Here is a 26,978-nt window from a genome sequence, read left to right as displayed (position 1 = left end):
AGGGTGAGGGGCTCTTTAACCCGCATCTTTTTCCTGTCCAGACAAGCTGTTACTGTACGGCCCACAAAGCCCAAGCCGCTGGATCGGATCTGACTTGAAGCGTGCCCTATCCCTGCTCCTGATCAGCCTGGCCTTGAGCTCATCCGCAAGCGCGACGATTACCGAAAGTCACGGTTATGCGCAGTTCGGCACGCTCAAGTACCCGGCCAGATTTACCCACTTCGACTGGGTCAACCCGCAAGCGCCCAAGGGCGGTACGTTGCGGGTGATGGCGTTCGGCACCTTCGATACGGTCAATCCGTACACTTTCAAGGGCACCAGCCCGGTCACCACCGCCAATTTTCTCCAGTACGGCATCAACGAGCTCAACGAGCCGCTGATGGTTGGCACCGGCCAGTATTCGCCGTCCGGCGACGAACCCGCGTCGAGTTACGGGTTGATCGCACAATCGGTGGAGTACAGCGAAGATCGCAGCTGGGTCGTCTTCAATTTGCGCCCCGAAGCGCGCTTTCACGACGGCGCGCCGATCACCGCCTACGACGTGGCGTTCTCCTATCGAACGCTGCTCAAGGACGGTCATCCGCTGTATCGCACGGCCCTGCAGGAAGTGCTGCGAGTCGACATTCTCAACAAGCAGCGCATTCGTTTCGTGTTCAAGCGCTCGGGCAATCCGCTGCTGATCCTGCGCCTGGGCGAATTGCCGGTACTGCCGCAGCATTACTGGAAAGACCGCGACTTCAAAGCCACCACCTTCGAGCCGCCGCTGGGTAGCGGGCCGTACCGCATCACGTCGGTCACGCCGGGTCGGCAGCTGATTTTCGAGCGGGTCAAGGATTACTGGGGCAAGGACTTACCGGTCAATCGCGGCAAGTACAACTTCGATCGCATGGAAGTCGAGTTCTACCGCGACAGCGATGTCGCCTTCGAAGCGTTCAAGGCCGGTGAGTTCGACATCTACATCGAGCATCAGGCGAAGAACTGGGTCAACGGTTACAACTTCCCTGCGGTACGTCGTGGCGAAGTGATCAAGGTGCAGATCCCGCATCAGATCCCGACCCAGACTCAGGGCCTGTTCATGAACAGCCGCCGCGCGACCTTCGCCGATGTCAGGACGCGCGAAGCGTTGGGTCTGATGTTCGACTTCGAATGGACCAACCGCGCGCTGTTCAGCGATGCCTATAAACGCACCACCAGCTACTACCCCAACAGCGAATTCACCGCGTCTGGTTTGCCGGTCGGGCATGAATGGCTGATGCTCAAGCCTTACAAGGAGCAGTTGCCAGCCCGGCTGTTCACCGAGCCGTTCACCCTGCCGAAAACCGACGGCCGTGGCATCCCGCGCGAGACCATGCGCAAAGCCCTCGCCCTGCTCGCCGAGGCCGGCTGGAAGCTCCACGGCCAGCGCTTGCAAAATGCTGACGGCCAACCGCTGCGCTTCGAACTGCTGCTGGTCAATCCGAGCCTGGAGCGGCTTTATCAGCCGTACATCGAGAATCTCAACAGCATCGGCATCGACGCGCGCCTGCGCACAGTCGATCGCGCGCAATACAAACAACGCCTCGATCAATTCGATTTCGACATGATCTCGATGACCCTCGGCCAGACCCTGAGCCCGGGCCTTGAGCAGTGGCAGTACTTCCACTCCAGTCAGGTCGGGGTCAAGGGCAGCAAGAATTACGCGGGCATCGCCAATCCGGTAGTTGATCACCTGCTTGAACAATTGCTCGCCGCGCGCACCCGCGACGAGCAGGTCGCCGCCGGCAAGGCGCTCGACCGCGTGCTGCTCTGGCAGCACTACAGCATTCCCAACTGGTACCTCAATTATCACCGTCTGGCCTACCGCAACCGGTTGGCCTTTGTCACCACGCCGCCCTACACCCTGGGCCTGAGCGCGTGGTGGCTGAAGTCTTCGGAGAAAGATCGATGAACCCTGTTCGCACCCTGCTCGTGCAGGCCGGCGGCTTGCTGTTCGCCGGGCTGGCCTGGGCCGCCCCGCAACACGCCGTGACCCTGTACAACGAGCCACCGAAATACCCGGCCGATTTCAAGCACTTCGACTACGTGAACCCTGACGCGCCCAAGGGTGGCGTGTTCCGCCAGGCCGGGTTCGGCGGCTTCGATAGCCTCAACCCGTTCATCAACAAAGGCGTGCCGGCCGATGACATCGGCCAGATCTACGACACCTTGACCAAGCACAGCCTCGACGAGCCGTTCACCGAATACGGCCTGATTGCCAGCAAGATCGAGAAAGCCGACGACAACAGTTGGGTGCGCTTCTACCTGCGCCCGGAAGCGCGCTTCCATGACGGCCACCCGGTGCGCGCCGAAGACGTGGTGTTCAGCTTCGAAACGTTGACCAAGGAAGGCTCGCCGATGTTTCGCGGCTACTACAACGACGTCGCCGAAGCCATCGCCGAAGACCCGCTGAAAGTGCTGTTCAAGTTCAAGCACAGCAACAACCGCGAGCTGCCGCTGATCCTCGGCCAGTTGCCGGTCCTCCCTAAACACTGGTGGGCCAGTCGCGACTTCAACAAGGGCAATCTGGAAATCCCGCTGGGCAGCGGCCCGTACAAGGTCACCCAAGTGAAGGCCGGCCGTTCGGTACGTTACGAGCGGGTCAAGGATTACTGGGGCAAGGACTTGCCGGTCAACCGTGGCTTCTACAACTTCGACACGATGACCACCGACTATTACCGCGACAACACCGTCGCCCTCGAAGCGCTGAAGGCCGGGCAGTTCGATTATTGGCTGGAGATGACCGCGAAGAACTGGGCCAGCGCCTATAACGTTCCGGCGGTCACCGAGGGCCGTTTGATCAAGGAACTGATCCCCAACAGCAACCCGACCGGCATGCAGGGCTTCGTCTTCAACCTGCGCCGCCCGGTGTTCCAGGATGTGCGCGTGCGTCAGGCTCTCGGGCTGCTGTTCGACTTCGAATGGACCAACAAGCAATTGTTCAACGGCGCCTACGTGCGCACTCGCAGCTACTTCGAAAACTCTGAAATGGCCGCCACCGGCCTGCCGGACGCCGAGCAACGGACGATCCTCGAACCGTTCCGCAGCCAACTGCCGGCTCAAGTATTCAGCGAAGCCTTCGAAAATCCCAGGACCGACGCCAGCGGCATGATCCGCACCCAGCAGCGCGAGGCGTATCAACTGCTGCAAGAGGCCGGCTGGAAGATCGTCGACGACAAAATGGTCGACGCCACCGGCAAACCGGTGGTGATCGAATTTCTCCTCGCCCAGACCGAATTCGAACGGGTGCTGCTGCCGTTCAAGCGCAACCTCAGCGACCTCGGCATCGATCTGGTGATCCGCCGCGTCGACGTCTCGCAGTACATCAACCGCGTGCGCTCGCGGGACTTCGACATGATGGTCGGCAGCTTTCCGCAGTCCAATTCGCCGGGTAACGAGCAGCGCGAGTACTGGATGAGCGCCGCCGCCGACAAACCGAGCAGCCGCAACAGCATGGGCCTCAAAGACCCGACCGTTGACCAACTGGTGGAAAGCCTGATCAACGCCGACTCGCGCAAGAGTCTGGTAGCCCACGCCCGCGCGCTGGATCGTGTTCTGCAATGGGGCTACTACGTGGTGCCGAACTGGCACATCAAGAGCTGGCGCGTGGCCTACTGGAACCACATCGGCCACCCGAAAACCTCGCCCAAATACGACATCGGCATCAACACCTGGTGGGTCAAGCCTGACGCCAAACCTGCCGCAGAAGTCGAAACCCAACTGCAAGCCGACCCTGCGGGCACGGAGTAATCAGATGCTGGCGTATATCTTTCGGCGACTGCTGCTGATCATCCCGACCCTGTTCGGCATTCTGCTGATCAACTTCGTTATCATCCAGGCCGCGCCAGGCGGGCCGGTCGAGCAGATGATCGCTAAGCTCGAAGGTTTCGAAGGCGCTACCAGCCGGATTGCCGGCGGCGGTGCCGAGGTCGCGGTGGCCGGCTCGTCGTACCGTGGCGCGCAGGGGCTGGACCCGGCGCTGATCAAGGAAATCGAGCACATGTACGGGTTCGACAAATCGGCCCCGGAACGCCTGTGGATCATGGTCAAGAACTATGCGCAGCTGGATTTCGGCGACAGTTTCTTCCGCGACGCCAAGGTCATCGACCTGATCAAGGAAAAGATGCCGGTGTCGATCTCGCTGGGGCTGTGGAGCACGCTGATCATGTATCTGGTGTCGATCCCGCTGGGCATCGCCAAGGCCACGCGACACGGCAGCCACTTCGACGTCTGGACCAGTTCGGCGATCATCGTCGGCTATGCGATCCCGGCGTTTCTGTTTGCGATCCTGCTGATCGTGGTGTTTGCCGGCGGCAGTTATCTGGACTGGTTCCCCCTGCGCGGGCTGACTTCGAACAACTTCGATGAGCTGAGCCTGGGCGGCAAGATCCTCGATTATTTCTGGCACCTGGCATTGCCAGTCACGGCGCTGGTGATCGGCAACTTCGCGACCATGACTCTGCTGACAAAAAACAGCTTTCTCGACGAGATCAACAAACAGTACGTGGTCACCGCCAAAGCCAAGGGCCTGACCCGCCATCGCGTCCTTTACGGCCACGTGTTCCGCAACGCCATGCTGCTGGTGATTGCCGGTTTTCCTTCGGCGTTCATCGGCATTTTCTTCACCGGCTCGTTGCTGGTGGAAGTGATTTTCTCCCTCGACGGCCTCGGCCTGATGAGTTTCGAAGCGGCGATCAACCGCGATTACCCGGTGGTATTCGGCACCTTGTTCATCTTCACCCTGCTCGGGCTGGTGGTGAAACTGATCGGCGACCTGACCTACACTTTTGTCGATCCGCGCATCGACTTTGCAAGCCGGGAGCATTGAGATGAACCTGTCCCCTCTCAACCGCCGGCGCTTCGAACTGTTCAAGGCCAACAAGCGTGGCTGGTGGTCGCTGTGGCTGTTTCTGATTCTGTTCGGCCTCAGTCTGGGCGCCGAGCTGATTGCCAACGATAAGCCGCTGGTCGTGCATTACGACAACAACTGGTATTTCCCGGCGATCAAGCGCTACCCGGAAACCGCGTTCGGCGGCGAATTCCCGCTGGAAGCCAACTACAAGAGTCCGTACATCCGGGAACTGCTCAAGGCCAAGGACGCGTGGATCCTGTGGGCACCGATTCCCTACAGCTACCAGAGCATCAACTACGACCTGAAAGTCCCGGCGCCGGCGCCACCCTCGGCGGACAACCTGCTGGGCACCGACGATCAGGGCCGCGACGTGTTGGCGCGGGTGATCTACGGTTTCCGCATTTCCGTGCTGTTTGCGCTGACGCTGACCGTGCTGAGTTCGATCATCGGCGTGATTGCCGGGGCGCTACAGGGGTTCTACGGCGGCTGGGTCGATCTCGCCGGGCAACGTTTTCTCGAGATCTGGTCGGGGCTGCCGGTGCTGTATCTGCTGATCATCCTCGCCAGTTTCGTCCAGCCGAATTTCTGGTGGCTGCTGGGCATCATGCTGCTGTTCTCGTGGATGAGCCTGGTCGATGTGGTGCGCGCCGAGTTCCTGCGCGGGCGCAATCTGGAATACGTGCGCGCCGCGCGGGCGCTGGGCATGCAGAACGGCGCGATCATGTTCCGCCACATCCTGCCCAACGCCATGGTTTCGACCATGACCTTCATGCCGTTCATCCTCACCGGCGCCATCGGCACCCTGACTGCGCTGGACTTCCTCGGCTTCGGCCTGCCGGCCGGCAGTCCGTCGCTGGGCGAACTGGTCGCCCAAGGCAAATCCAATTTGCAGGCGCCGTGGCTGGGCATGAGTGCGTTTGCCGTGCTGGCGCTGATGTTGAGCCTGCTGGTGTTTATCGGCGAGTCCGCTCGCGATGCCTTCGACCCGAGGAAGTGAAATGAATCAGGACAATCTGATCGAAGTGCGCGACCTCGCCGTCGAGTTCGGTTTCGGCGAGCGCGTCCACCGCGTGGTCGAGGGCGTGAGCTTCGACATCAAGCGCGGCGAAACCCTGGCGCTGGTCGGTGAATCGGGCTCGGGCAAATCGGTCACGGCGCATTCAATCCTGCGCCTGCTGCCCTACCCCATGGCGCGGCATCCGGCCGGCAGCATCAATTACGCCGGGCAGAACCTGCTGGATTTGAGCGAGAAGACCATCCGCCATATTCGTGGCAACCGCATCGCGATGATCTTTCAGGAGCCGATGACCTCGCTCAATCCGCTGCACTCGATCGAGAAGCAGATCAATGAAGTGCTCGGCATCCACAAGGGCCTGAGCGGCAAAGTCGCGACCAAGCGCACGCTGGAGCTGCTGGAGATGGTCGGCATTCCCGAGCCGCACAAGCGCCTCAAGGCCCTGCCCCATGAATTGTCCGGCGGCCAGCGCCAGCGGGTGATGATTGCCATGGCCCTGGCCAACGAGCCGGAATTGCTGATTGCCGACGAACCGACCACCGCGCTGGACGTGACCGTTCAGCTGAAAATCCTCGATTTGCTCAAGGATCTTCAGGCTCGATTGGGCATGTCACTGTTACTGATCAGTCACGATTTGAACCTGGTGCGAAGAATTGCGCATCGCGTATGTGTCATGCAGCGCGGTTGCATCGTCGAACAGGCATCGTGCGCAGACCTGTTCCGTTCGCCGCAGCATCCGTACACTCGGGAATTGCTCGGCGCGGAGCCCAGCGGCGGCCCGGCGAGCAATGAAATCGGCGCGCCGCTGCTCGAAGTCGAGGACCTCAAAGTCTGGTTCCCGATCAAGAAAGGCCTGCTCAAGCGCACGGTGGATTACGTCAAGGCAGTGGACGGCATCAATTTCAGCCTGCCGCAGGGTCAGACCCTGGGGATCGTCGGCGAAAGCGGTTCCGGCAAATCCACCCTCGGTCTGGCGATTTTGCGGCTGATCGGCAGCAAAGGCGCGATCCGCTTTGAAGGCAAGCAGCTAGACTGCCTGACGCAGAGCGAGGTTCGTCCGCTGCGGCGGGAGATGCAGGTGGTGTTTCAGGACCCGTTTGGCAGCCTGAGCCCGCGCATGTGCGTCAATGACATCGTTGGCGAAGGCCTGCGGATACACAAGATGGGCACCGCGACCGAGCAGGAAGCGGCGATCATTGCGGCATTGAAGGAGGTAGGTCTGGATCCGGAAACCCGGCACCGCTACCCCCACGAATTTTCCGGAGGGCAACGGCAGCGAATCGCCATTGCCCGGGCCTTGGTGCTGAAACCGGCGCTGATCCTGCTGGACGAGCCGACTTCGGCGCTCGACCGCACGGTGCAGCGGCAAGTAGTGGAGCTGTTGCGTTCACTGCAAGCCAAGTACAACCTGACGTATTTGTTCATCAGCCATGACCTGGCTGTCGTCAAAGCGCTGAGCCACCAACTGATGGTGGTCAAGCATGGCCAAGTGGTCGAACAGGGAGACGCGCAAAGTATTTTTGCCGCCCCCCAACATCCGTATACACAGCAGTTGCTGGAAGCCGCTTTTCTGGCACCAGCCACTGCGCAATAACCTGAAAGAGGAGCAACACATGGGTTTTCTCGCCGGTAAGCGCGTACTGATCGTCGGTGTCGCCAGCAAGCTGTCCATCGCATCCGGCATCGCTGCCGCCATGCATCGCGAGGGCGCTGAGCTTGCCTTCACTTATCAGAACGACAAACTCAAGGGTCGCGTCGAAGAGTTCGCACAAGGCTGGGGTTCGAGCCCTGAGCTGTGCTTCCCGTGCGACGTGGCCAGCGATGAAGAAATCGCCAAGGTCTTCGAAGAACTGAGCAAGAAGTGGGACGGCCTGGACTGCATCGTGCACTCCGTCGGCTTCGCCCCGGGCGACCAACTGGACGGCGACTTCACCGAAGCCACCACCCGTGAAGGTTTCCGCATCGCTCACGACATCAGCGCCTACAGCTTCGTGGCGCTGGCCAAGGCCGGTCGCGAAATGATGAAAGGCCGCAACGGCAGCCTGCTGACCCTGTCGTACCTGGGCGCCGAGCGCACCATGCCGAACTACAACGTGATGGGCATGGCCAAGGCTTCGCTGGAAGCCGGCGTCCGTTACCTGGCCGGTTCCCTCGGTCCGGACGGCACCCGCGTCAACTGCGTTTCGGCCGGTCCGATCCGCACTCTCGCCGCTTCCGGCATCAAGAACTTCCGCAAGATGCTGGCCGCCAACGAAGCGCAGACTCCGCTGCGCCGCAACGTCACCATCGAAGAAGTCGGCAACGCCGGCGCCTTCCTGTGCTCCGACCTGGCGTCGGGCATCAGCGGTGAGATCATGTACGTTGACGGCGGTTTCAACACCACCGCCATGGGCAACATCGAAGAGTGATCTTCGTGTAGCCAACAAAAAACCTGCCGAATATGGCGGGTTTTTTTATGCCCCTGGAAAACGTCGCGCAGTAAATATCTACCGCCCGCCAGCCAGCCCTCCCCGCGATACTCGGCATTCAATGCTTATCAACCGCCAGGGAGGCACACATGAGCGACACACCGGTACCTGAACAGACGCTGATCCAGAACCTCATTGCCGAATTGACTGCCAAACCGGTAATCACTGCCGCTGATCCGGCGCGTACGCTGGACGTTCCCCGGCCATGCCTGCTGCGCGAATGGATGGAGCTCTACTGGAACGCCCTCGAACGCCCCGAATTTCTCGACTGGGCCAGTCGCTTCCATATTGATCTGGATACGTTGCAGATCAAGGGTGACACCCTGCAAGCACAGATCCCCTCGAACGGCTCCGCCGGGCTGCGCCTCTTCACGCTGGAGGATGACTCAGGCTGGTGGCAGATGGCGCCGCTGCTGCTGTCGATTTCCCAGCGTATCGATCCTGCCGGGCTGGGCCTGCCTTACATCGGTGGTACATCCGCCAACCCGCTCTACCGGTTTCCGCGGCAAGTCGTGCTGGCGTTCTACGGTTATCCGGAACCGCAAAACCAGATTCAGGCCCGGGTCATCGTCGCCGAGTGGAAGGCCCGCGGTCTGGCTGCCATCGATGAAAACGGCCACACCACGTCGGCTGTGGTGAAGGAGCGCAACGCGCAACTGGAGGACTTCCGGGCCATCGCCGATCGAATCGATGAGGTACTGCTGACCAGCAACCCGTTCGAGCAGCGAGGCTTTGCCGACACTGCGGTCACGCTCACTTCGGCTTCTGTTACCGCACCAGTCAGAGGGCCGCGGCTGAAAATGGGCGAGCTTCTGAGTCGCTATGAATTTGCGTTGCCGCAAGATGCTGGCGAAGCCAAAGAACTTGTGCAACGCCTGCGCCAGCAGCGCTGGCCTGAGCTGCCCTACGTCAGCGATTACGTGCAAACCAGCGCCCCCATCCGCAGTTATCGCGAAGAGTTTGGCGATCTGGAAGATGTCCGGCACATCGTGCGACGCCTTGAAGCGCTGTGCTGGAACATGGAGCCGAAGGCCAAAATCGATTACAAGGAACTCAGCGAGACTCATCCGGATTCCACGCTTGCGCATTGGATGAAGTATGGTCAGCGTCATTTGCGCAAACTCAGCGCCGATGTGGATTTTCAAGCCATTTTGAAGCAGCAGGGACTGCCCGCCGACAGTCAGTTGCTGATTACCGAATCCGGCCATGTCGGTACCCCAAGCGCCAAAGGCTGGGTAACCCTGACGGCGCAGGTGGAAAGATATGCTGATCTGAAACTCTTCCGCGACCAGCTCAAAGCCAAGGCAAGCAAAGCCGGCGGAGCCATGCGCTCGAGCGGTAAAGTCACCCTTGGGCAGATGCTGCGCTTCTACAAGCTGCCCACCCCGACGTCTGTCGAGCAAGCTCTCGCGCTGGTCAAGTGGTACAGGATCAATCTGCACACCCACCCCGCCCACATGAACCACTGGTATCTGTTAGGTCAGCCCTGGACCCAAAGCGATCGGTTCACGGAGCAACAGCGCCAGCGCATCATCGACACCACACAGACGTTCTTGCCCGAAGGCACGACGTCATTGCTCGACTATCTCAGTGAAGGCGTCGATACCGATCTGCCACCCAAAACGCTCAAGGCAAAAGCCGACTTCCTTATCAGCCGTATCCTGATCACGCCACGGGCGCAAACACTGGGCAATCTGCTGGTGAAGAACCTGGGGGCTCCGGCGCAGAAGAAACGCCTTTTGGCGACCAACCGCGAGCGCCTGTTGCTCGCCGCATTGATTCTCAGTCTGGAGCCAAGCGCCGGCGAAGATCTGAACCGAATCGTCACCCATCGGCTGGAGGGCAGCGACCTGTGGGGCGAGAGTTACGACGAAGTACGTCGACTCATCGATACACAGCCGCATCTTGGACGAACCAGGAACAGGGCGTTGGCAACGCATTTGTTATTGTCCGGTATGGCACCGGAGTTTCTGACCCGGGATATTCCCGCATCACTCTCCTACATGAGTTCTCTGCGCTGGGTAAGGTTGAAGCAGGTCGTGCTGTATATCGAAAGCCAAATGCCGGGCGTTGCACGCATGATGAGCTACGAGCAGCTCAACCAACTGACAAAAGGCCCCGCCCCCCTGCATTTCTACAAGTTCCTGCGCGAAGATTCATGTGCCTCGCTGGTAGTCGACTGGGCGGTTGCAAGAGGACTGATCCAGCGCGACGCCGAATTCCCGGTGACGGTGTACGACGCCGCCACGCTGAAGAAGGCCGATGTCCTGTTTCGCAATCACAATCGCCTGGTAAACGACCTGTATCGCCGGGGCTTCCTCACTGCACCGCCCACCCCCACCACCGTTGCGCTGATGGATCTGCGCAAGGTTTTCGCCGATAACCTGTACCTGACGGAAAAGGCGCTGTTTGTTCCAGTCTCGGACACTGAGACGCCGCCCGCGCATTACTCTCTGAGCGAACTGCATATCGCCGGCAAACTGGCGGGCAACATGCAGGGATGGCAATCGAGCAATGCGCAGTTGCAACTGGCGCCGATGATTGCCTCGTTGCCCAGACTGCACAATGTGGCAACGTTCTTCCATGTGGCACTGGCCGCCCGTCTCAAGCAGATGAAGGAGGCGCATATCACATTAATCAAGGAAGCGTTCTGTCGCTTGCCAATTACGCAACGGTTCGACGTCGAAACCCGCACGTTTGATTTGTTTGCCCTGCGACCGGTATCCGCTGCCACGGACAAGCTTGCCGCCGCCCACACTGCGCCTTTTGGCATCATTGCGCGGTTGCTCGGGACGCCAGCCACGGTGTTCGAGATTTTCCCCTGCAGATCGAAAGTGGTTCTGCGGCGCGATCTGGACCTCAGCCTGCTGCTGCCTTTTGCCGAGAACGAAGCAGCGCGAGTGCTGCCGGTCGACGCCCAGGCTTACCAACACGGAACCCCGCCCGCGGCAAACGCCACCTGCCATGCCTTCGTCACTCCTCTCGACACTGATGGAGCCCCTCTTTTGTATAAGGTGCCGCTCGCCGTACCCGACACTTTTGCATCGGAGAGAGTCAACGCCATTGCCAGCACTGCTGTCAGGCATCTGTTTGCAGCCCATGAAGCGCAAGCCTTGCGAGAAGCGCTGCTCGTGCCCGAGCTCGAGGATGCTGCAGCCTGCCATGAGAAATGGCTGGCGTTTTACCAGAAGCTGAGCCCGCCAAAAAGCTGAATCCTGGCGGGCATTGCGCAAACTGAGCACCACCCAACCCTGTAGGAGTGAGCCTGCTCGCGATAGCTGTCTGTGACTACGACACTGCCTGACACACCGCTATCGCGAGCAGGCTCGCTCCTACACAGGATTTACGCCAGGACTAGCAGCCTTTCAGAGCTTGCTTGTGCGCATACATCGCACCATCCGCATCTGCCAGCAGGCGATCCACGGTGTCGTGGCGTTTGGGGTCGTATTCGATCTGGCCGACGCTGAAGCGAATCGCGTACCCGCGGTGCAGTGTGGCGTTGCGCTCTTCGAGGATTTCCTTGAGCCGCGCCATGATTCGCGTGGTTTCAACGTGGCTGGAGCCGGTCAGCAACGCGACAAACTCATCGCCGCCCAAGCGCCCGACCACGTCGCTTTCACGAAAGGCAATGCGCAATACGTCGGCAAAGGTCTTCAGCGCACTGTCGCCTTCGGCATGCCCGTACAGATCGTTGATCTGCTTGAAGTCGTTGAGGTCGAAAAACAGCAACGTCGCCGGCCGGCTCAAGCGCGCGCAGGCATCCAGCGCATGCTGGGCCAGTTGCTTGAACCCGCGGCGATTGGACAGCAGCGTCAGTTCGTCCATGCTTGCCATCTGCACCGCCATCAGCTCTTGCTCGGCCATCTGCGCAAGATCACGCAGCAGCGAGCGCTCTTCGTCGTCGAGATGGCGGGGTTTGGTATCGATCAGGCACAAGGTGCCCATTTTGTTGCCGTCCGGCACCGTCAGTGGATAGCCGGCATAAAAGCGAATATTCGGCGCGCCGGTGACCAACGGGTTGTCGTGGAAGCGCAGATCTTCCAGCGCATCGGGGACCAGCATCAGCTCGTTCTGCAAAATCGCATGGCCGCAGAAAGAGACGTCGCGCGATGTCTCGCTGACATCCAGACCCACACAGGATTTGAACCACTGGCGATCCTTGTCGACCAGCGTGACCAAGGCGATCGGCACGTTGAACAAGCGCTTGGCCAGACGCGTCAGGCGATCGAAACGCTCTTCGGGAGCCGAGTCGAGCTTCAAGCCATGCAGCGCGTCAATTCGGGCAGCTTCGTTGGCAGGTTTTCCGGGCACCAGCATGCGCACACTCCGTAGACAGTCATGCGTTGAGCGTAGCGTTAAATCGCCGAGGCTTCACATCTGCGCCACCGGACACGGCCCGCCGGCATCAGCCCAGAGTTTGAATTGCGCGACGAAAATATCGTGCGGCACCGGTACCGGTGCGCGCCCTGCCCCGGGATTCCAGCCCCAGAGCACCAGTTTGTCTTCGCTGACGTGTTTTAACAGCGCAGCGAAATCCCGATCGCCGTTGCTTGCGCGGTCCTTGATCATCGCGCAGAGCTTGTCCGAGGGCAGACCGATCCAGGCCATTTTGTGCGCCGCCGGTGGCAGGCAACAGTGCGGCGCACCCGGCGGCGCGTGAGGGCCGTAACTGGCCGGCGGGTTGCTTTCGGCGTGGCACGTGGCGCAGGGCAAACCGGCGGCGCCCTTGCCGTCCATGCCGCGCACCACATTCATCGCGTGGGGGATGCCGGCGTCGAACTGCAACGGCGAATCGCCGGGAATGTGGCAGTTCTGGCAGCGTGGGCTCTGGAAGACTTTCTGCACCGTGGCGAAGGCTTTCAGAGCTTCCTGATCTTCGGCAAACAGGTCCGAAGCGTAGCCACCGAGACCAAGCAAAACGACGGTGCCCAACACAAGATGTCGTTTCATTTCACACCCCCGACAGTTGCAGTGGCAGTTCGCGCAGGCGTTGCCCGGTCAAGGCGAACACGGCGTTGGCCACGGCCGGCGCGGTCGGTGGCACGCCGGGCTCACCGATGCCGCCGGGTTTTTCGCTGCTGGGGACGATGTGCACTTCCACCACCGGCATTTCGTTGAGCCGCAACACCTGATAATCGTGATAGTTGGACTGCACGACGCCGCCGTCCTTGACGGTGAGCTTGCTGTGCAACGCCATGCCAAGACCGAAGGTGATGCACGATTCCATCTGCGCGGCGATGCTCTGCGGATTCACCGCAATGCCGCAGTCCACCGCGCAGACCACCCGATGCACACGGATCGCCAGGTTGTCCTGCGACACCTCGGCGACCTGCGCCACGTAGCTGCCGAACGACTCGTGTACCGCCACGCCCAGAGCATGCCCGTCCGGCAACGGTGCGCCCCAGTTGGCCTTCTCCACCGCCAGATTGAGCACGCCGAGGTGGCGCGGGTGCGCCTTGAGCAGCGTTCGCCGGTACTCCACCGGATCCTTGCCCGCCGCCGTCGCCAGTTCATCGATCAGCGATTCCATGACAAAACCCGTGTGGGTATGGCCGACCGAACGCAGCCACAACACATTGATGCCGGTCTGCGGCGAATGCAGGTCGACCTGATGGTGAGGCAGATCCTTGATGTACGGACTGTCAGCCACGCCCTCGACCGACGTCGCATCGATGCCGTTCTTGACCATCGCTGCCTCGAGCATCGTCCCGGCCATGATCGACTGACCGACCAGCACATGCTGCCAGCTCATCGGCAAGCCATCAGCGCCCAGCCCGACCTGCGCCTTGTGCAGATACATCGAGCGGTAGTAGCCGCCGCGAATGTCATCTTCGCGCGCCCACACGGTTTTCACCGGCAGGCCCGCCGCTTTCGCCACTTGCACGGCTTCGGCGACGAAATCCGAGGTGGGATTGGCGCGGCGACCAAAACCACCGCCGAGGAATTCGGTGTGAATTTCGACCTGCTCGGGCTTGAGCCCGGTGATCTTGCTGGCGACCATTTGGTCCAGCGTCTGAAATTGCGTGCCGGTCCAGATTTCACATTTGCCGGCGCTGATTTTCACCGTGCAGTTGAGCGGTTCCATCGGCGCGTGGGCCAGATACGGCACGCTGTACTCGACCTCGATCTTCTTCGCGGCTTTGCCGAAATTGGCCTTGGCGTCTCCAGCCTGAGTGGCAGAGGTGCCCGGCGTCGCCGCCAGTTTGCGGAAACTCTCCAGCAGTTTTTCACTGCTCATGTCGGCCAGCGGCCCGAGATCCCAATCGACCTTCAGAGCATCACGCCCCAGTTTCGCTGCCCAGAAATGCTCGGCCACCACCGCTACTCCGCTGGGCACCTGCAGCACTTTGTGCACGCCGGGAATCGCCAGCGCTGCGGCGCCTTCGAAGGATTTCACCGTGGCACCGAACACCGGGGCGCGGGCGACCATCGCGGTCATCAGGCCCTCGAACTGCACGTCCATGCCGAACTTGGCGCGGCCAGTGATCTTTTCCGGGGTGTCGAGGCGCTTGGTTGGTTTGCCAATGACTTTCCAGTCCTTGGCTTCCTTGAAGGTAATGGTTTGCGGGTCCGGCACCGGCAGTTGCCCGGCGGCATCGGCCAGTTCGCCGTAGGTCGCGCGTTGGTCCCCGGCGATGACCACGCCGGACTCCGTGCGAATCGTCGACGGCGCGACGTCGAAGCGTTTCGCTGCGGCTTCCACCAGCATCTGCCGTGCGGTCGCCCCGGCGAGTCGATAACGGTCGAACTCCATCCAGGTCGAAGTCGAGCCGCCGGTAATCTGCATGCCGCCGAACGCCGGCAAACCGTAATCGGCCGCCGAGGCTGGCGAGTGTTGCACGCTGATTTTCGACCAGTCGGCGTCCAGTTCTTCGGCGATCAGCATGGTCAGGCCGGTCCAGATGCCCTGGCCCATTTCCGAATGGCCGAGCAGCACGGTGACGCTGTTGTCCGCCGCAATGCGCAGAAACGCATTGGGCGCGAACGTCTTGTTCTGATCCTCCGCCGCGTGAGCGAAGCGATTGGCCCCCGGCACCACGAACGCCACCATCAAGCCGCCGCCCAACACAGCGCTGCCTTTGAGAAAACCGCGACGTGATAGCGGATTGTTCATCGTCCCTCTCCCAGAGAATGAATCAGCCGATGTCGGCGGCGCGTTTGACCGCTGCGCGAATGCGCGGATAGGTGCCGCAGCGGCAGATATTGCCGGAGAGCGCCTGATCGATATCGCTGTCGGTGGGCTTGGGAATTTTCGCCAGCAACGCGGCGGCGGACATGATCTGCCCGGACTGGCAGTAACCGCACTGCACCACGTCGAGTTCGGCCCAGGCCTGCTGCACCGGGTGCGAGCCATCGGTGGACAAGCCTTCGATGGTGAGGATTTTCTGGCCGTGGGCAACGGCGGTCGCCGGGGTGATACAGGAGCGCAATGGCGCGCCGTCGACGTGCACGGTGCAGGCGCCGCACTGGGCCATGCCGCAACCGAACTTGGTCCCGGTCAGGTGCGCGACATCGCGCAGAACCCAGAGCAGCGGCATGTCGGCGGGGACATCGAGCTCGTGGTCCTTGCCATTGATATTCAGGGTCAACATCGGGTGATTTCCTCAGACTCACGGTGTTGCAAAGGGGCATCGCTGTGGTCGTGAAAACCTACGGATGCCCGCGCTTATCCCTTTCAGCAAAGCCTAATTTGCGCCTGAAGCCAGCCGTTGTGACCAGCGGTCATGCAGACCCCGGCATTGCTCCTACAGTTGATAACGGCTCGAATGAGTCGTCGTACCTCTGCACAAGCGGTCCGCGATGCATCGCGGTTGACCATCCTTTGAGTCAGGAGCAGCACCTATGGGCTTTGTCACCACTCGAGACGGCGTCGACATTTTCTACAAGGACTGGGGCCCGCGCGACGCGCCGGTGATCCACTTCCACCACGGCTGGCCGCTCAGTTCGGATGACTGGGACGCGCAGATGCTGTTTTTCCTGGCACAGGGCTTTCGGGTGGTTGCTCATGATCGACGCGGGCACGGGCGCTCAAGCCAGGTCTGGGACGGCCACGACATGGATCACTACGCCGACGATGTGCTGGCCGTGGTCAATCATCTGGGTACGAGCAACGTGGTGCACGTCGGCCATTCCACCGGCGGCGGCGAAGTGATCCATTACATCGCCCGGCATGGCCAGGACAAGGTCAGCAAAGCGGTATTGATCAGCGCCGTGCCGCCATTGATGGTGCAGACCGAAAGCAACCCCGGCGGCTTGCCGAAATCGGTGTTCGATGGCTTTCAAGCGCAGTTGGCGGCGAATCGCGCGCAGTTCTATCGCGATGTGCCGAGCGGACCTTTCTACGGCTACAACCGCCCGGGCGCCGAGCCGGCGGAAGGGATCATCGCCAACTGGTGGCGCCAGGGCATGATCGGCGGCGCCAAGGCGCATTACGACGGCATCGTCGCGTTCTCGCAGACTGACTTCACCGAAGACCTGAAAAAAGTCACCGTACCGGTTTTGGTGATGCACGGCGAGGATGACCAGATCGTGCCCTACGCCAACTCCGGACCGTTGTCAGCGAAACTGCTGCCCAACGGCACACTGAAGTCGTATCCGGGCTTCCCGCATGGCATGCCGACCACGCAAGCGGAAACCATCAATGCGGATTTGTTGGCGTTTATTCGCGGCTGACAGAGCTGAGGATGTACCCATAGCAGCGGACACCATAAAACAAATTGTGGGAGCGAGCCTGCTCGCGAAAGCGTTCGTTCAGCCACCTGCATGTTGACTGACCCAACGCCTTCGCGAGCAGGCTCGCTCCCACAGTTGGAATTGGGTATATCCGCCAGAGACTGGTCGGCTGGAAGGCCGCCATCGCTGGCAAGCCAGCTCCCACAGAGGTCAAGGTAGCTCCGCTATTCATTCGTATCTTTGAGATAGCTATCGCGAGCAGGCTCACTCCTACCAGATCAAGATCAAAAGATCGCAGCCTTCGGCAGCTCCTACAGTCCCACGTTCACCTCTAGGCCGAGTGTCAGCTCGCCTGCGGCTTTTGATCTTGATCCACCGGCGACGTCGGAAGGCTGAGCGGAGGGATCGATCCGGGCGTGGGAGCGCAGCGACCGTCTGGCGCAGCCAGACACAGCGGAAGGAGGTGCAGCGAAGCAAACCGTAGCCGCTGCGCCCGGATCGATCCCGCAGCGAAGGAACCCGAGCCTGCGAGGGCCGAACGTAGGAGCAAGCGTTTTTTTGCTTACTTTTTTTAGGCGTTTGTAAAAAAAGTGAGTCGCCGTAAGGGCGAAACCTTAGCCAGCCGTTACCGCAGCAATGGATATGTACTCACTCAAAAAAAACCACCGCCTGACAACAAGCCTTCGCGAGCAGGCTCGCCCCCACAGAAATCGCAGGCGTGCTGAAGGCTGAATCAATCCCCTACCCCTCTGCCCGCCCTTTGCCTTCACGATCACCACGGTAATGCCTGGCCAGCGGAAAATCCGGCAACCACGATTCACGCCGCACAATCCAGCTCTCATAAGTCGGCTTCAACTGATCCGGCGCATCCAGCGCGCCGAGGTTCACCTCGACCTCATCACCACTGCGGTTGAACACCGACGAGCCACAACGCGGGCAGAAATGTCGTCCTTGATACTCATGGGTTTCACCACTGATGGTCACAGCGCCCTCAGGAAAAATCGCCGAGGCATGAAACAACGCGCCGTGCACCTTGCGACAGTCCAGGCAATGGCACAGCCCGACCCGGTAAGGCTCGCCAATGGCTTGAAAACGCACGTCGCCGCACAGGCATCCGCCGGTAAATGCAGTCATGGTTTAGCTCCTTTGCGCCCGTGGTGTCGCGCCCCCCAGAGCCTATAACAGTCGGCGCTGCAATGCTGGCGATAGTTCAGATGAAAGAACTCAATGTTGCCGCACTGCAACGGGCATTCGCTGGCCAGAGCTAATACACTCAGACGCTAACCTGCCGGGACGATCACGATGAAACACGCCGCTGCGAAAAACCCCGAGAAAGCCCCGCGCTTCTGGCGCGACGACGCCCTTCCCTTCATCGAGGCGCGGGCCATCGCGGATGGTCGCGAGGTCTGTTATGCGCGGCATTCCCACGCGCACTTTTCCATCGGTGCAATTACCGCCGGGCGCAGCACCTATGTGCATGAGCAAGCGCAATTTGAAGTGGCGGCGGGCACGGTGGTGCTGATGAATCCCGGCGATGTGCACGCCTGCAATCCGATCGATGATCAGCCTTGGTCGTACGTAATGTTGTATGTCGAAACGCCGTGGCTGACGGATTTGCAGCATCAGTTGGGGTTTGCCGGGGAGCTGGAATTTCGCCGGTTTTCCGACACGCATCTGACTGATGCCGAACTGTTTGGCAAGTTGATCGGGTTATATGAAGTTTTGCTCGACGACCAAATGGAGGCGCTGGCGAAACACAGCGCGGCGGTTGAGTTTTTCAGTGATTTGCAGGGGCGCCTGAATCCGGCGGACGAGCCCGTTGCTGAGCCACATTCCAAGCTGGAAAGCGCCGCTGATTTCATCCGTGGACATTGCACCGAAGTGCTGAGCCTCGAGGCAATTTGCGCGGCGGCGCAACTATCGCCGTCATACCTGATTCGCGCGTTCAAACAGCGCTACGGGATGACGCCGCATGCCTTCCTGGTCAACCAGCGCATCCAGTTCGCCCGCGAGCGCTTGCGCAGTGGGCGGTTGATTGCCGATGTGGCGCTAGAGGCCGGATTTGCCGATCAGGCGCATTTTCAGCGGGCGTTCAAACAGCATCTGGCGGCAACGCCGGGGCAGTATCGCGGCTGATCCCGATCTGCAGCAAATACAGATCCCCCTGTAGGAGCTGACGAGTGCAACGAGGCTGCGATCTTTTGATCCTGATCTTTAAAAGCAAGATCAAAAGATCGCAGCCTCGTTGCACTCGTCAGCTCCTACAGAGGGAATGCGGTCAGGAAATCAAGTGAACAACAGATAAAGCGCACTCACCGCCAGTAACAACGCCATCAACCGGTTGAACCAGCGCATCCCGGCGGTATTGCTCAGATACCCGCGCAAGAACGTCCCGGCATACGCCCAGCAGCCTACCGACAAATAACAGATCACCAGATACACCGCTGCAAACTGCCAGACCAGCCGCGCCTCGCCATCAGCGACAAACGCGCCCATGCCGGCTACGCATGCCAACCAAGCCTTGGGGTTGAGCCATTGCATCACCGCGCCATAGAGCATCGAAGGCGCGCGGCCGGACTCGCTGGTGTGCAACTGGCCGTCATCGCTGGCCAGTTTCCAGGCCATGAATAACAGAAACGCCACCCCGGCCCATTGCACCACGCGGGCCATGAACGGCCAAAGTTGCAGCACCTCATGCAGGCCCAGGCCCATCAGCACCAGCAACAGCACAAACCCCAACGTCGCCCCGGCGACGTGTCGCTGACTGGCACGAAAGCCATACTGCGCGCCGGAACTCAAGGCGACGATATTGACCGGCCCGGGGGTGATGGATGCGGCCAGGGCAAACGCCGCCATGGAAAGAATCAGACTCATTGCACACCTGCTTCAAACGAAGAACGAGGTGGCTACGGTAGCTAGGGGCTTATTTCAGGTATTGAAGAAAATGACCCTGAGGATGCGAATCACCTGTGGGAGCGAGCCTGCTCGCGAAAGCGGTGGGTCAGTCAGCCCAGTGTTGGCTGGGCTGACGTCTTCGCGAGCAGGCTCGCTCCCACAAGGTTTTGCGTGAGACTCAAATCTCGCCCCCCCCACAAAACCTGTGGGAGCTGGCTTGCTAGCGATGACGTCGGTACGTTCAACCAATATGTACGTAACAATGCATCGCGAGCAGGCTCACTCCTACAGGGGCAGTCAGGCCAGGCGCGGCACGGTGAAGCGGAACTCGCTGCCCTGCCCCGGCTCGCTCTCGGCGACGATCTGCCCGCCGTGGGCTTCGACGATGCCCTGGGTGATGTACAAACCCAGGCCCGTACCGGTCGGGTTGCCTTCCTTCACCGTCCAGTAACGATCGAACACATGCGGCAGATGCTCCTTGGGAATGCCTTCACCACTGTCGCGCACGATAAAGACAATCTCATCGCCCACCGACTTGGCGTGGACGCCGACGGTGCCCATGCGCGGAGTGAACTTGATGGCGTTGCCGACCAGGTTCGACAGCACCTGGAACAGCCGCTCGGGGTCAGCGTGGATGCGCAAATCAGGATCGGCCTGGAAGGAAATGCTGATGTCCTTGACCTGAGCCAGCGGCGACAGTAATGCCTGCGCCTCCTCAAAGATAAGCCCGACCTCCAGCGCTTGCGGGGTGATGGAGTAGCGCCCGGCGTCGATTTTCGAGGTATCGAGCAGGTCTTCCAGCAGCGTGTTCATCCGCGCCGTGGCCTGTTGCATGGTGTCGATCGCCGTGGAGATGCGCCGCGAGGTGTGCGCGCCTTCCGAGCTGAAGGCTTTCTGCATCATGCCGCAGAGCATGGAGATCACCGTCATCGGGTTGCGCAGGTCGTGGGAAACCACCGCCACCAGATCGTCGCGCGCCTGCACGGCCGCCTGCTCGCGACGCACCTGGCGGGCCAGATCGTTTTCCAGTGCCGAGCGGCGCAGATCGTTGGCGGCGAACCGATCACCGTGGCTCCACTTGGCGGAGATCCCGGCCATCTCGATTTTCCAGATCTCGAACGAGGTACGCGGACGCAGGCGCATCCCGGCGTCGGAGTTTTCCAGATCCAGCGGCTTGCGCGGGTCGCCGCTCCAGTTGATGTTTTCCTTAACTTCCGGACGGAACCACAGCACGCCGTTGTCCACCGGTTTGGGCAGGCTCATGGCGAGCACACCACTTGCCACCGACTGAAACTGCGCCGCCGGCGGGTAAACGCTGGACAGGTGATGGCTGGCAAACACCGGCTCGCCGCGCGCCTGCAACCATTTGTGCAGCGCGCGAATTTCTTCCGGCGCCGGGCAGTTGCCGTAACGGTGCAACTGTTTGTCTTCGATGATCGCGATACCGCCGGCATTGACCAGCGCCATCAGCGTTGCAGGCTGCTGGGCGAGGCCGTCGAAGACGTTCTGCGGCGAATCGATCATCGCCTGATTGAGCCGCGCCAACGCCTCGACCTTCTCTTCACGCTGACGGGTCAGCTCAAGGGTTTCCATGGCACTGATCTGCAACGACAGGACCTGGCCGATGGTCTGGCAGGCCATGCGCAATTCATGCGGCACGTGCAGCGGCTGGCGGTTGCCGCAGCTGATCAGGCCCCAGAGCTTGTCGCCCTTGAGCAGGGAAATGCTCATCGACGACAGCACGCCCATGTTCTTCATGTACTGGCAGTGAATCGGCGAGACGCTGCGCAGCGTGGCAAAACTGAGGTCCAGCGGCGTCTGCGTGTCCGGGCGCAGCTTCGGCACCAGCGGCACTGGCTGATAATCGGCGTTGGGGATGATCCGCAGCCAATTGGTGCGATACAGCTCGCGCGCCTGCTCGGGAATGTCCGAAGCCGGGAAGAACAGGCCGTTGAACACTTCCATCGACGGATCGGACGCTTCGGCGATGACCTGACCGTGGCCCTCCTCCTCAAAGCGATAGATCAGCACCCGGTCGTAACCGGTCATCGCCTGGATTTCCTTGACGCTGATGTCGTACAGGGCCTGCAGCGTGGTCGCCGCTTGCAGGCGCTGGAGCATGCGGCCCAAGTGGGTGTTGACCCCGGCGACGTTGCGCGGCTGGAAGTTCTTCACATGAATTTCCAGCTCGAGAATCAGCACACCCTGATGGCGGTGCAGCAAACCTTCGAACTCAGTGCCATTGAGCTCGAAGCGCAGCGGCGCCGCCTCGGAGAACGTCGCCTGTTGCAACGCTTGCAGCACTTGCGCGGTGTGTTCGGCGCCGATCAGGCTGTGCAGCGGCTGGCCGATCAAGGATTCGGGCGCGCGGGCCAGCAGGGTTTCGACGTTGGCGCTGACCTGAATGATCTGCAGCGCAGGCTCGGTCAGGGTCAGCAGCAGACCATGGGGCTGGATCGCGCCAGGAAAGCGGATCGGCTCGTCGGCACAGTTGGCCAGCAGTTCTTCAAAGGCTTGTGGGTCTTGCGGGTTCATGCCAGTACCTCCTGGCGCTCGAGCCATTGCTCGAAACAGCTGAATGTGGTTTGTGCTGCGCTGACCACGGCCGCGCGTTCGCTGGCCGCCATGGGCCGGTTGCTCAGGTATTCGATGAACTCACGCCAGCGCCGCCCGGTGGCCGCGCCGTAGACATCGAGAAACGCGGCGCCGTTGTCGGCGTCCAGATTCAGCCGCGCGGCGATCTCCCGGCGCAGGATCTGCCCGCCGAGGGTCGCGCCTTCGAGCACGTACAGAACGCCAAGGCTGGCAGCGCTGGAGTCGATGACTGGCAGGTCCTCGCACAGCGGCAAATCATTGGCCGTCGCGCCCAGCGCGCGCAGGTCGGCGTGCAAGGTCTCGGCTTTCAGACGAGGCGTCAGATTGAAATCGTCCGGGACCGCGCCACTGGCGAGTAACGCCCGTTCCAGCGGCTGATAAAAACCGTAATAGGCCGCCATCAGGCGCTCGAAAGCGGCGGTATCGAGGGTGTCGGAGAAAAAGGGAAGGCGTTTTTCCAGTGCGATGTGCAGTTCGGCTGTGCCGGCCCGCAGATCCTGCAGCACCGGTGGCACATAAACCTCACGGGCCTTTGCTTGCATGTAGATCGCTCTTGGTGGGACCCGGCAGGGGCCATTCTGGGTGGGCTCGACGTGCGGGGAATTTATCACGCCACGCAGCTTTTTCTGACTGCCGGAGCGTTTTTTCTGTCGAACCGCGACCCTATGACACGTTCAGAGTGGCGCCGGATCAAAAAAGTTCGACCCGCGCCACATCTGCCAGTCTCAGGGCTTGAGATCGGGATCGCTGTCCAGATTCTTCTGCTGCACGGCGTCGATATTGCCCGGCGGGTTTTGCGCCGGGGCCTGATCGATGCCCGGAGGCGGCGTGAGTTGCAGCACTTCGCTGGTGTAGCGCCACTCCTCCATGACCTTGTCCGGGTGTTCGTTCAGGCGCGTGCCATAGCTGGGCACGATCTGCCGCAGCTTGTCCTGCCACGGCGCCGAGGCCAGTTTGTCCTTGAACACCTTGCCCATCAGATCGAGCATGATCGGCGCGGCAGTCGAGGCGCCAGGGGATGCGCCGAGCAGCCCGGCGATGCTGCCATCCTTCGAGGCGACAACTTCGGTGCCGAGTTTGAGCACCCCGCCCTGCTGCTCATCCTTCTTGATGATCTGCACGCGCTGGCCGGCCTGCCACAGCCGCCACTCTTCCTTCTTCGCGTGGGGGAAGTAGGTGCGCAGTGCCTCGAAACGGTCATCATCGGACTGCATCAACTGGCCGGCGAGGTATTGCACAAGATCGAACTCGCGCACGCCGACCCGAACCATCGGCCAGAGATTGTGCAGGGTCGTACTGGCCGGCAGATCAAAATACGAACCCTCTTTCAAGAACTTGGTGGAGAACGTCGCGAACGGGCCAAACAGAATCACCCGTTTGCCATCCAGCACTCGCGTGTCGAGGTGCGGCACCGACATCGGCGGCGCGCCGGTGGAGGCGATGCCGTAAGCCTTGGCCATGTGCCGCTGCGCGACTTCGGGGTTGTCGGTCACCAGAAACGAGCCGCCCACCGGGAACCCGGCGTAGTCTTTCGCTTCCTCGATGCCGGACTTCTGCAACAGCGGCAACGCCGCCCCGCCAGCGCCGATAAAGAGGAATTTGGCGTCGGTGGCGGCCGTGGTGCCGTCCTTGAGGTTCTTGTATTCGACGTGCCACGAGCCATCGTCGTTGCGGCTGATGTCGCGCACTTCCGTGGACAGTTTGAGGTTGAAGTTATCGCGGCTTTGCAGATGGCTGACGAACTGACGGGTGATCTCGCCGAAATTGACGTCGGTGCCGATCGGCGTCCAGGTGGCGGCGATCTTCTGTGTCGGGTCGCGCCCTTCCATCATCAACGGTACCCATTGTTTGATCTGCTCCGGGTCTTCGGAATACTGCATCGGGCGGAACAGCGGGCTGGCCTGCAACGCCTCGTAGCGTTTCTTCAGGAAACGAATGTTGTCGTCGCCCCAGACAAAACTCATGTGCGGCGTGGAGTTGATGAACGAGCGCGGATTCTTCAGCACGCCGGTTTTCACCTGCCAGGCGAGGAACTGCCGGGTGATCTGGAACGCCTCGTTGATCTCGACAGCCTTGGTGATGTCGATCTTGCCGTCCTTTTCCGGCGTGTAGTTCAGTTCAGCAAGCGCCGAGTGGCCGGTGCCGGCGTTGTTCCAGCCGTTGGAGCTTTCCTCGGCGACCTTGTCCAGACGCTCGACCATTTCCATCGACCAACCCGGCTCCAGCTCACTGAGCCAGACCGCCAGCGTCGAACTCATGATGCCGCCGCCGACCAGCATGACGTCGACTCGTTTGGTTTGTTCGGCATACGCCTGGCCAATGCCGACCGAGAGGGTCAAGGCGACCAGTGCGCAGGTGCGCATCGGGTTGTTCATGGGGCCTCCTTGGGCTCTGTCGGCGATAGCGCCAGTTTAGTCGGCGCCGTCGTTCTGCACGGCTGGATCACCATTGGCGGGCACGCTGCTGTCGGGAACCGGTTTCGAAGGGTTGTTCTTTTCCGCGCCGGGATAACCGGGCAGACCGCGAGTATCCTCGGGCGTCATGACATCTTCGTTGTCGCGGCTGACGTCCCAGTCGGTGGTGGCGTTGGGGTCTTCATCACGCCCGGCCGTGCCAATGACGAAACCGTCGTCGTTGGGATTGATGGTTTCGTTGAGCGCCTTGTCGTTGCTGGATGGGTTGTTCATGTCTGCCTCCAGAACACGTTGATCGGACTGTTTGGAAAACCGCAGGCCCTCCAAGTGCAATGGAAAAGACCAACGGTGCATTCGCGGCGCTGGTCGCCTGGCGTGAACCACCGCTGCCACGCGCGGTTCCCATGAGAAACAGTTGCGTGAGCAGCGCCATGACCAGCCCGCGATTTGGCATCGAGGAAGAATATTTCATCACTGACCTGCAAACCCTGCGCATGGTCGGCAGCCCGCCGCCGCAGGCCATCGAGGCATGCCGGGCGGCCATGGGCGCGTGGTTTGCCACGGAGATGTTCCAGGGCCAGATCGAAGTGGCTTCGCCGGTGTTCGGAGATTTCGTGCATGCCGGCGATTTCTTGCGTGGCAGCCGTCAGGCCCTGCGCGCAGCCCTTGAGCCGTTTGGCCTGGGCGTGCTCAGCGCCGGCAGTCATCCGCTGGCCGACTGGCGCGAACAGATTCCGACCGACGAGGACCATTTCCGGTATCTGTTCGAACGCTACGGCCATGTCGCCCGCCGCAGCGTGCTGTCGGGCTTGCATGTGCACGTCGAGGTGGCAGAGCCGCTGGATCGCGTTGAGGTGATGAACGAAGTGCTGCCGTGGACGCCTCTGCTATTGGCGCTGAGCTGCTCCTCGCCGATCTGGGATGGCGCCGCCAGCGGCTTCATGAGCTACCGGCAGACCGCGTGTGACGAGTGGCCACGCATGGGCATTGCGCCGCTGTTTGCCGATCAGCGCCATTACGACGAACACTTGGCGTTTCTCACGCGCATCGGCGCCATCACTCAGCCAGGCGAATGCTGGTGGGGCGTGCGCCCGGCCGCGCGTTTCCCGACTCTCGAACTGCGCATGACCGACGCCTGCCCTCGGGTCGACGATGCGCTGACCCTGGCGGCGTTTTTCCGGGTATTGGTGGCTCATGCCAGTGCACAGCGGCGGCCCGGATTGCTGTACGACCAGACCGCGCGTTCGATGCTGGAAGAAAACCGCTGGCGCGCCAAGCGCCTGGGGCTTAATGCGCGCTTTCTGGTCGAAGGTATCGACGGCGACTGTTCGATCGGGCAATGGCTGGAGCTGGCCGAGCAGCGTTTCGCCGATACGGCGCAGGCATTGGGCGCGGCGCAGTTGTTCGAGCGTGCGCGGGCGATCATCGCCAGCGGCACCAGCGCCGACCGGCAACTGGCGCTGTTGAATCTGGCGTCTGAACAACCGCAAAACGGCCGCTCGGCTCTGGCGCAAGTGACCGAGTTGCTGCTTCAGGAAACCGCTGGCTGATCGCTCTCGGACGGGCCTTTGAGTTCGACCTGATTGCCATCCGGGTCGAAACAGTAAAGCGACAAGCCGTAACCCTCGGCGCCAAAACGCCTGGCGGCTTGTTCAACGGTCAGCCCGAACGATTGCAGGTGAGCGATGAGCGCGGCTTCGTCGAACGGTTCGATGCGCAGGCAGAAGTGGTCGACATTGCGTCGCTGCGCCTGCGCCGCGCCACCGCCCTTGCGCCCGAGTTCGCCGTGCAAGTCGACCAGATCGATCATCGACGTGCCAGCGCGCAAATGCACCAGCCCCAGCGGCTGGTTATGCCTGACCACTTCGGCGCCGAACACCCTGGCGTAGAAATCGATGCTGCGTTGCAGGTCGGCGACGCGCAGGACGATATGATCGATGTGCTGAATGGAAAATGGATGCATGGGCTGGCTTCCTCGAAAGCGGCGACCCGCCCATTGTGCTGCACAAGGGAAAAAATTCACTGTCGATTTTTCGGTGGAGCCATCGACA

At 61.1% G+C, this 26,978-nt stretch carries 21 protein-coding genes; 10 read left to right on the top strand and 11 right to left on the bottom strand.

Translation table 11 applies throughout. From position 1 onward, the window contains the following. Positions 1 to 94: 94 nt before the first annotated feature. The 7 genes from PspCFBP13508_RS25625 to PspCFBP13508_RS25595 all read left to right on the top strand — a co-directional run bounded on the left by PspCFBP13508_RS25625 (position 95) and on the right by PspCFBP13508_RS25595 (position 11,562). Complete coding sequence (locus PspCFBP13508_RS25625) at positions 95 to 1,927, top strand: extracellular solute-binding protein (protein WP_137216132.1); 1,833 nt, start codon at positions 95 to 97, stop codon at positions 1,925 to 1,927. Then, complete coding sequence (locus PspCFBP13508_RS25620; RefSeq protein ID WP_137216131.1) at positions 1,924 to 3,765, top strand: extracellular solute-binding protein; 1,842 nt, start codon at positions 1,924 to 1,926, stop codon at positions 3,763 to 3,765. Before PspCFBP13508_RS25625 ends, PspCFBP13508_RS25620 begins: the two co-directional genes overlap by 4 nt. A 4-nt stretch (positions 3,766 to 3,769) precedes the next feature. Then, complete coding sequence (locus tag PspCFBP13508_RS25615; RefSeq protein ID WP_016774154.1) at positions 3,770 to 4,843, top strand: microcin C ABC transporter permease YejB; 1,074 nt, start codon at positions 3,770 to 3,772, stop codon at positions 4,841 to 4,843. A 1-nt stretch (position 4,844) separates the two neighbouring features. Beyond that, entirely contained in the window at positions 4,845 to 5,864 is a 1,020-nt protein-coding gene (locus PspCFBP13508_RS25610; protein ID WP_016774153.1) for an ABC transporter permease, read from the top strand. 1 nt (position 5,865) lies between these two features. After that, positions 5,866 to 7,476, top strand: coding sequence for an ABC transporter ATP-binding protein (locus tag PspCFBP13508_RS25605; protein WP_137216130.1), 1,611 nt, complete (start codon positions 5,866 to 5,868; stop codon positions 7,474 to 7,476). Between the two features lie 19 nt (positions 7,477 to 7,495). Continuing rightward, on the top strand, positions 7,496 to 8,290 hold the full coding sequence (fabI, locus tag PspCFBP13508_RS25600) for an enoyl-ACP reductase FabI (protein WP_003202751.1): 795 nt from the start codon (positions 7,496 to 7,498) through the stop codon (positions 8,288 to 8,290). A gap of 149 nt (positions 8,291 to 8,439) precedes the next feature. Then, on the top strand, positions 8,440 to 11,562 hold the full coding sequence (locus tag PspCFBP13508_RS25595) for a hypothetical protein (RefSeq protein WP_137216129.1): 3,123 nt from the start codon (positions 8,440 to 8,442) through the stop codon (positions 11,560 to 11,562). 142 nt (positions 11,563 to 11,704) lie between these two features. Here PspCFBP13508_RS25595 and PspCFBP13508_RS25590 read toward each other — a convergent pair whose 3' ends face one another. From PspCFBP13508_RS25590 to PspCFBP13508_RS25575, 4 genes are read right to left on the bottom strand one after another with little or no spacing between them, the layout of a single operon-like run. After that, positions 11,705 to 12,667, bottom strand: a complete 963-nt coding sequence (locus PspCFBP13508_RS25590; protein ID WP_137216128.1) for a sensor domain-containing diguanylate cyclase — start codon at positions 12,665 to 12,667, stop codon at positions 11,705 to 11,707. A gap of 54 nt (positions 12,668 to 12,721) precedes the next feature. After that, positions 12,722 to 13,300 carry a hypothetical protein gene (locus tag PspCFBP13508_RS25585; RefSeq protein ID WP_137216127.1) on the bottom strand — a complete coding sequence of 193 codons (579 nt, stop codon included), beginning with the start codon at positions 13,298 to 13,300 and terminating at the stop codon, positions 12,722 to 12,724. Position 13,301: 1 nt separating this feature from the next. Further along, positions 13,302 to 15,464 (bottom strand): xanthine dehydrogenase family protein molybdopterin-binding subunit, encoded by a 2,163-nt coding sequence (locus PspCFBP13508_RS25580; RefSeq protein ID WP_137216126.1) that lies wholly within the window; start codon positions 15,462 to 15,464, stop codon positions 13,302 to 13,304. Between the two features lie 22 nt (positions 15,465 to 15,486). Further along, the gene (locus PspCFBP13508_RS25575; protein WP_137216125.1) at positions 15,487 to 15,942 is read right to left on the bottom strand and encodes a (2Fe-2S)-binding protein; all 456 of its coding nucleotides are present in this window, start codon (positions 15,940 to 15,942) and stop codon (positions 15,487 to 15,489) included. 250 nt (positions 15,943 to 16,192) lie between these two features. Here PspCFBP13508_RS25575 and PspCFBP13508_RS25570 point away from each other — a divergent pair, with 250 nt between their 5' ends. Next, complete coding sequence (locus PspCFBP13508_RS25570) at positions 16,193 to 17,023, top strand: alpha/beta hydrolase (RefSeq protein WP_130909519.1); 831 nt, start codon at positions 16,193 to 16,195, stop codon at positions 17,021 to 17,023. Positions 17,024 to 17,764: 741 nt separating this feature from the next. Here the strand turns inward: PspCFBP13508_RS25570 and PspCFBP13508_RS25565 are convergent. Further along, entirely contained in the window at positions 17,765 to 18,157 is a 393-nt protein-coding gene (locus PspCFBP13508_RS25565; protein WP_130909518.1) for a GFA family protein, read from the bottom strand. Positions 18,158 to 18,325: 168 nt separating this feature from the next. Between PspCFBP13508_RS25565 and PspCFBP13508_RS25560 the strand changes: the two genes are divergently transcribed. Then, a complete protein-coding gene (locus tag PspCFBP13508_RS25560; protein WP_137216124.1) occupies positions 18,326 to 19,159 on the top strand; it encodes an AraC family transcriptional regulator in 834 nt (277 codons plus the stop codon). Positions 19,160 to 19,309: 150 nt separating this feature from the next. Here PspCFBP13508_RS25560 and PspCFBP13508_RS25555 read toward each other — a convergent pair whose 3' ends face one another. The 5 genes from PspCFBP13508_RS25555 to PspCFBP13508_RS25535 form a co-directional block, all read right to left on the bottom strand. Then, positions 19,310 to 19,897, bottom strand: coding sequence for a LysE family translocator (locus PspCFBP13508_RS25555; protein ID WP_137216123.1), 588 nt, complete (start codon positions 19,895 to 19,897; stop codon positions 19,310 to 19,312). A gap of 318 nt (positions 19,898 to 20,215) precedes the next feature. Beyond that, the gene (locus PspCFBP13508_RS25550; protein ID WP_137216122.1) at positions 20,216 to 22,453 is read right to left on the bottom strand and encodes an ATP-binding protein; all 2,238 of its coding nucleotides are present in this window, start codon (positions 22,451 to 22,453) and stop codon (positions 20,216 to 20,218) included. Continuing rightward, positions 22,450 to 23,055, bottom strand: coding sequence for a biliverdin-producing heme oxygenase (locus tag PspCFBP13508_RS25545; protein WP_039763256.1), 606 nt, complete (start codon positions 23,053 to 23,055; stop codon positions 22,450 to 22,452). Before PspCFBP13508_RS25545 ends, PspCFBP13508_RS25550 begins: the two co-directional genes overlap by 4 nt. Positions 23,056 to 23,238: 183 nt before the next feature. Beyond that, positions 23,239 to 24,888: a malate dehydrogenase (quinone) gene (gene mqo / locus PspCFBP13508_RS25540; RefSeq protein WP_137216121.1), complete on the bottom strand. Its 1,650-nt coding sequence runs from the start codon at positions 24,886 to 24,888 to the stop codon at positions 23,239 to 23,241. 36 nt (positions 24,889 to 24,924) lie between these two features. Next, positions 24,925 to 25,200: a hypothetical protein gene (locus PspCFBP13508_RS25535; RefSeq protein ID WP_130911145.1), complete on the bottom strand. Its 276-nt coding sequence runs from the start codon at positions 25,198 to 25,200 to the stop codon at positions 24,925 to 24,927. Positions 25,201 to 25,358: 158 nt separating this feature from the next. Between PspCFBP13508_RS25535 and PspCFBP13508_RS25530 the strand changes: the two genes are divergently transcribed. After that, a complete protein-coding gene (locus PspCFBP13508_RS25530) occupies positions 25,359 to 26,477 on the top strand; it encodes a carboxylate-amine ligase (RefSeq protein ID WP_137216140.1) in 1,119 nt (372 codons plus the stop codon). Here the strand turns inward: PspCFBP13508_RS25530 and PspCFBP13508_RS25525 are convergent. After that, on the bottom strand, positions 26,459 to 26,890 hold the full coding sequence (locus tag PspCFBP13508_RS25525) for a VOC family protein (protein ID WP_016774139.1): 432 nt from the start codon (positions 26,888 to 26,890) through the stop codon (positions 26,459 to 26,461). The genes PspCFBP13508_RS25530 and PspCFBP13508_RS25525 overlap by 19 nt on opposite strands. Positions 26,891 to 26,978: the final 88 nt, after the last annotated feature.

It is taken from the genome of Pseudomonas sp. CFBP13508, from assembly GCF_005233515.1.
Classification (GTDB): Bacteria; Pseudomonadota; Gammaproteobacteria; order Pseudomonadales; family Pseudomonadaceae; genus Aquipseudomonas; species Aquipseudomonas mercuritolerans.
The sequence above is the reverse complement of the archived record's forward strand: the minus strand, read 5'-3'. Positions and strand labels throughout refer to the sequence as shown.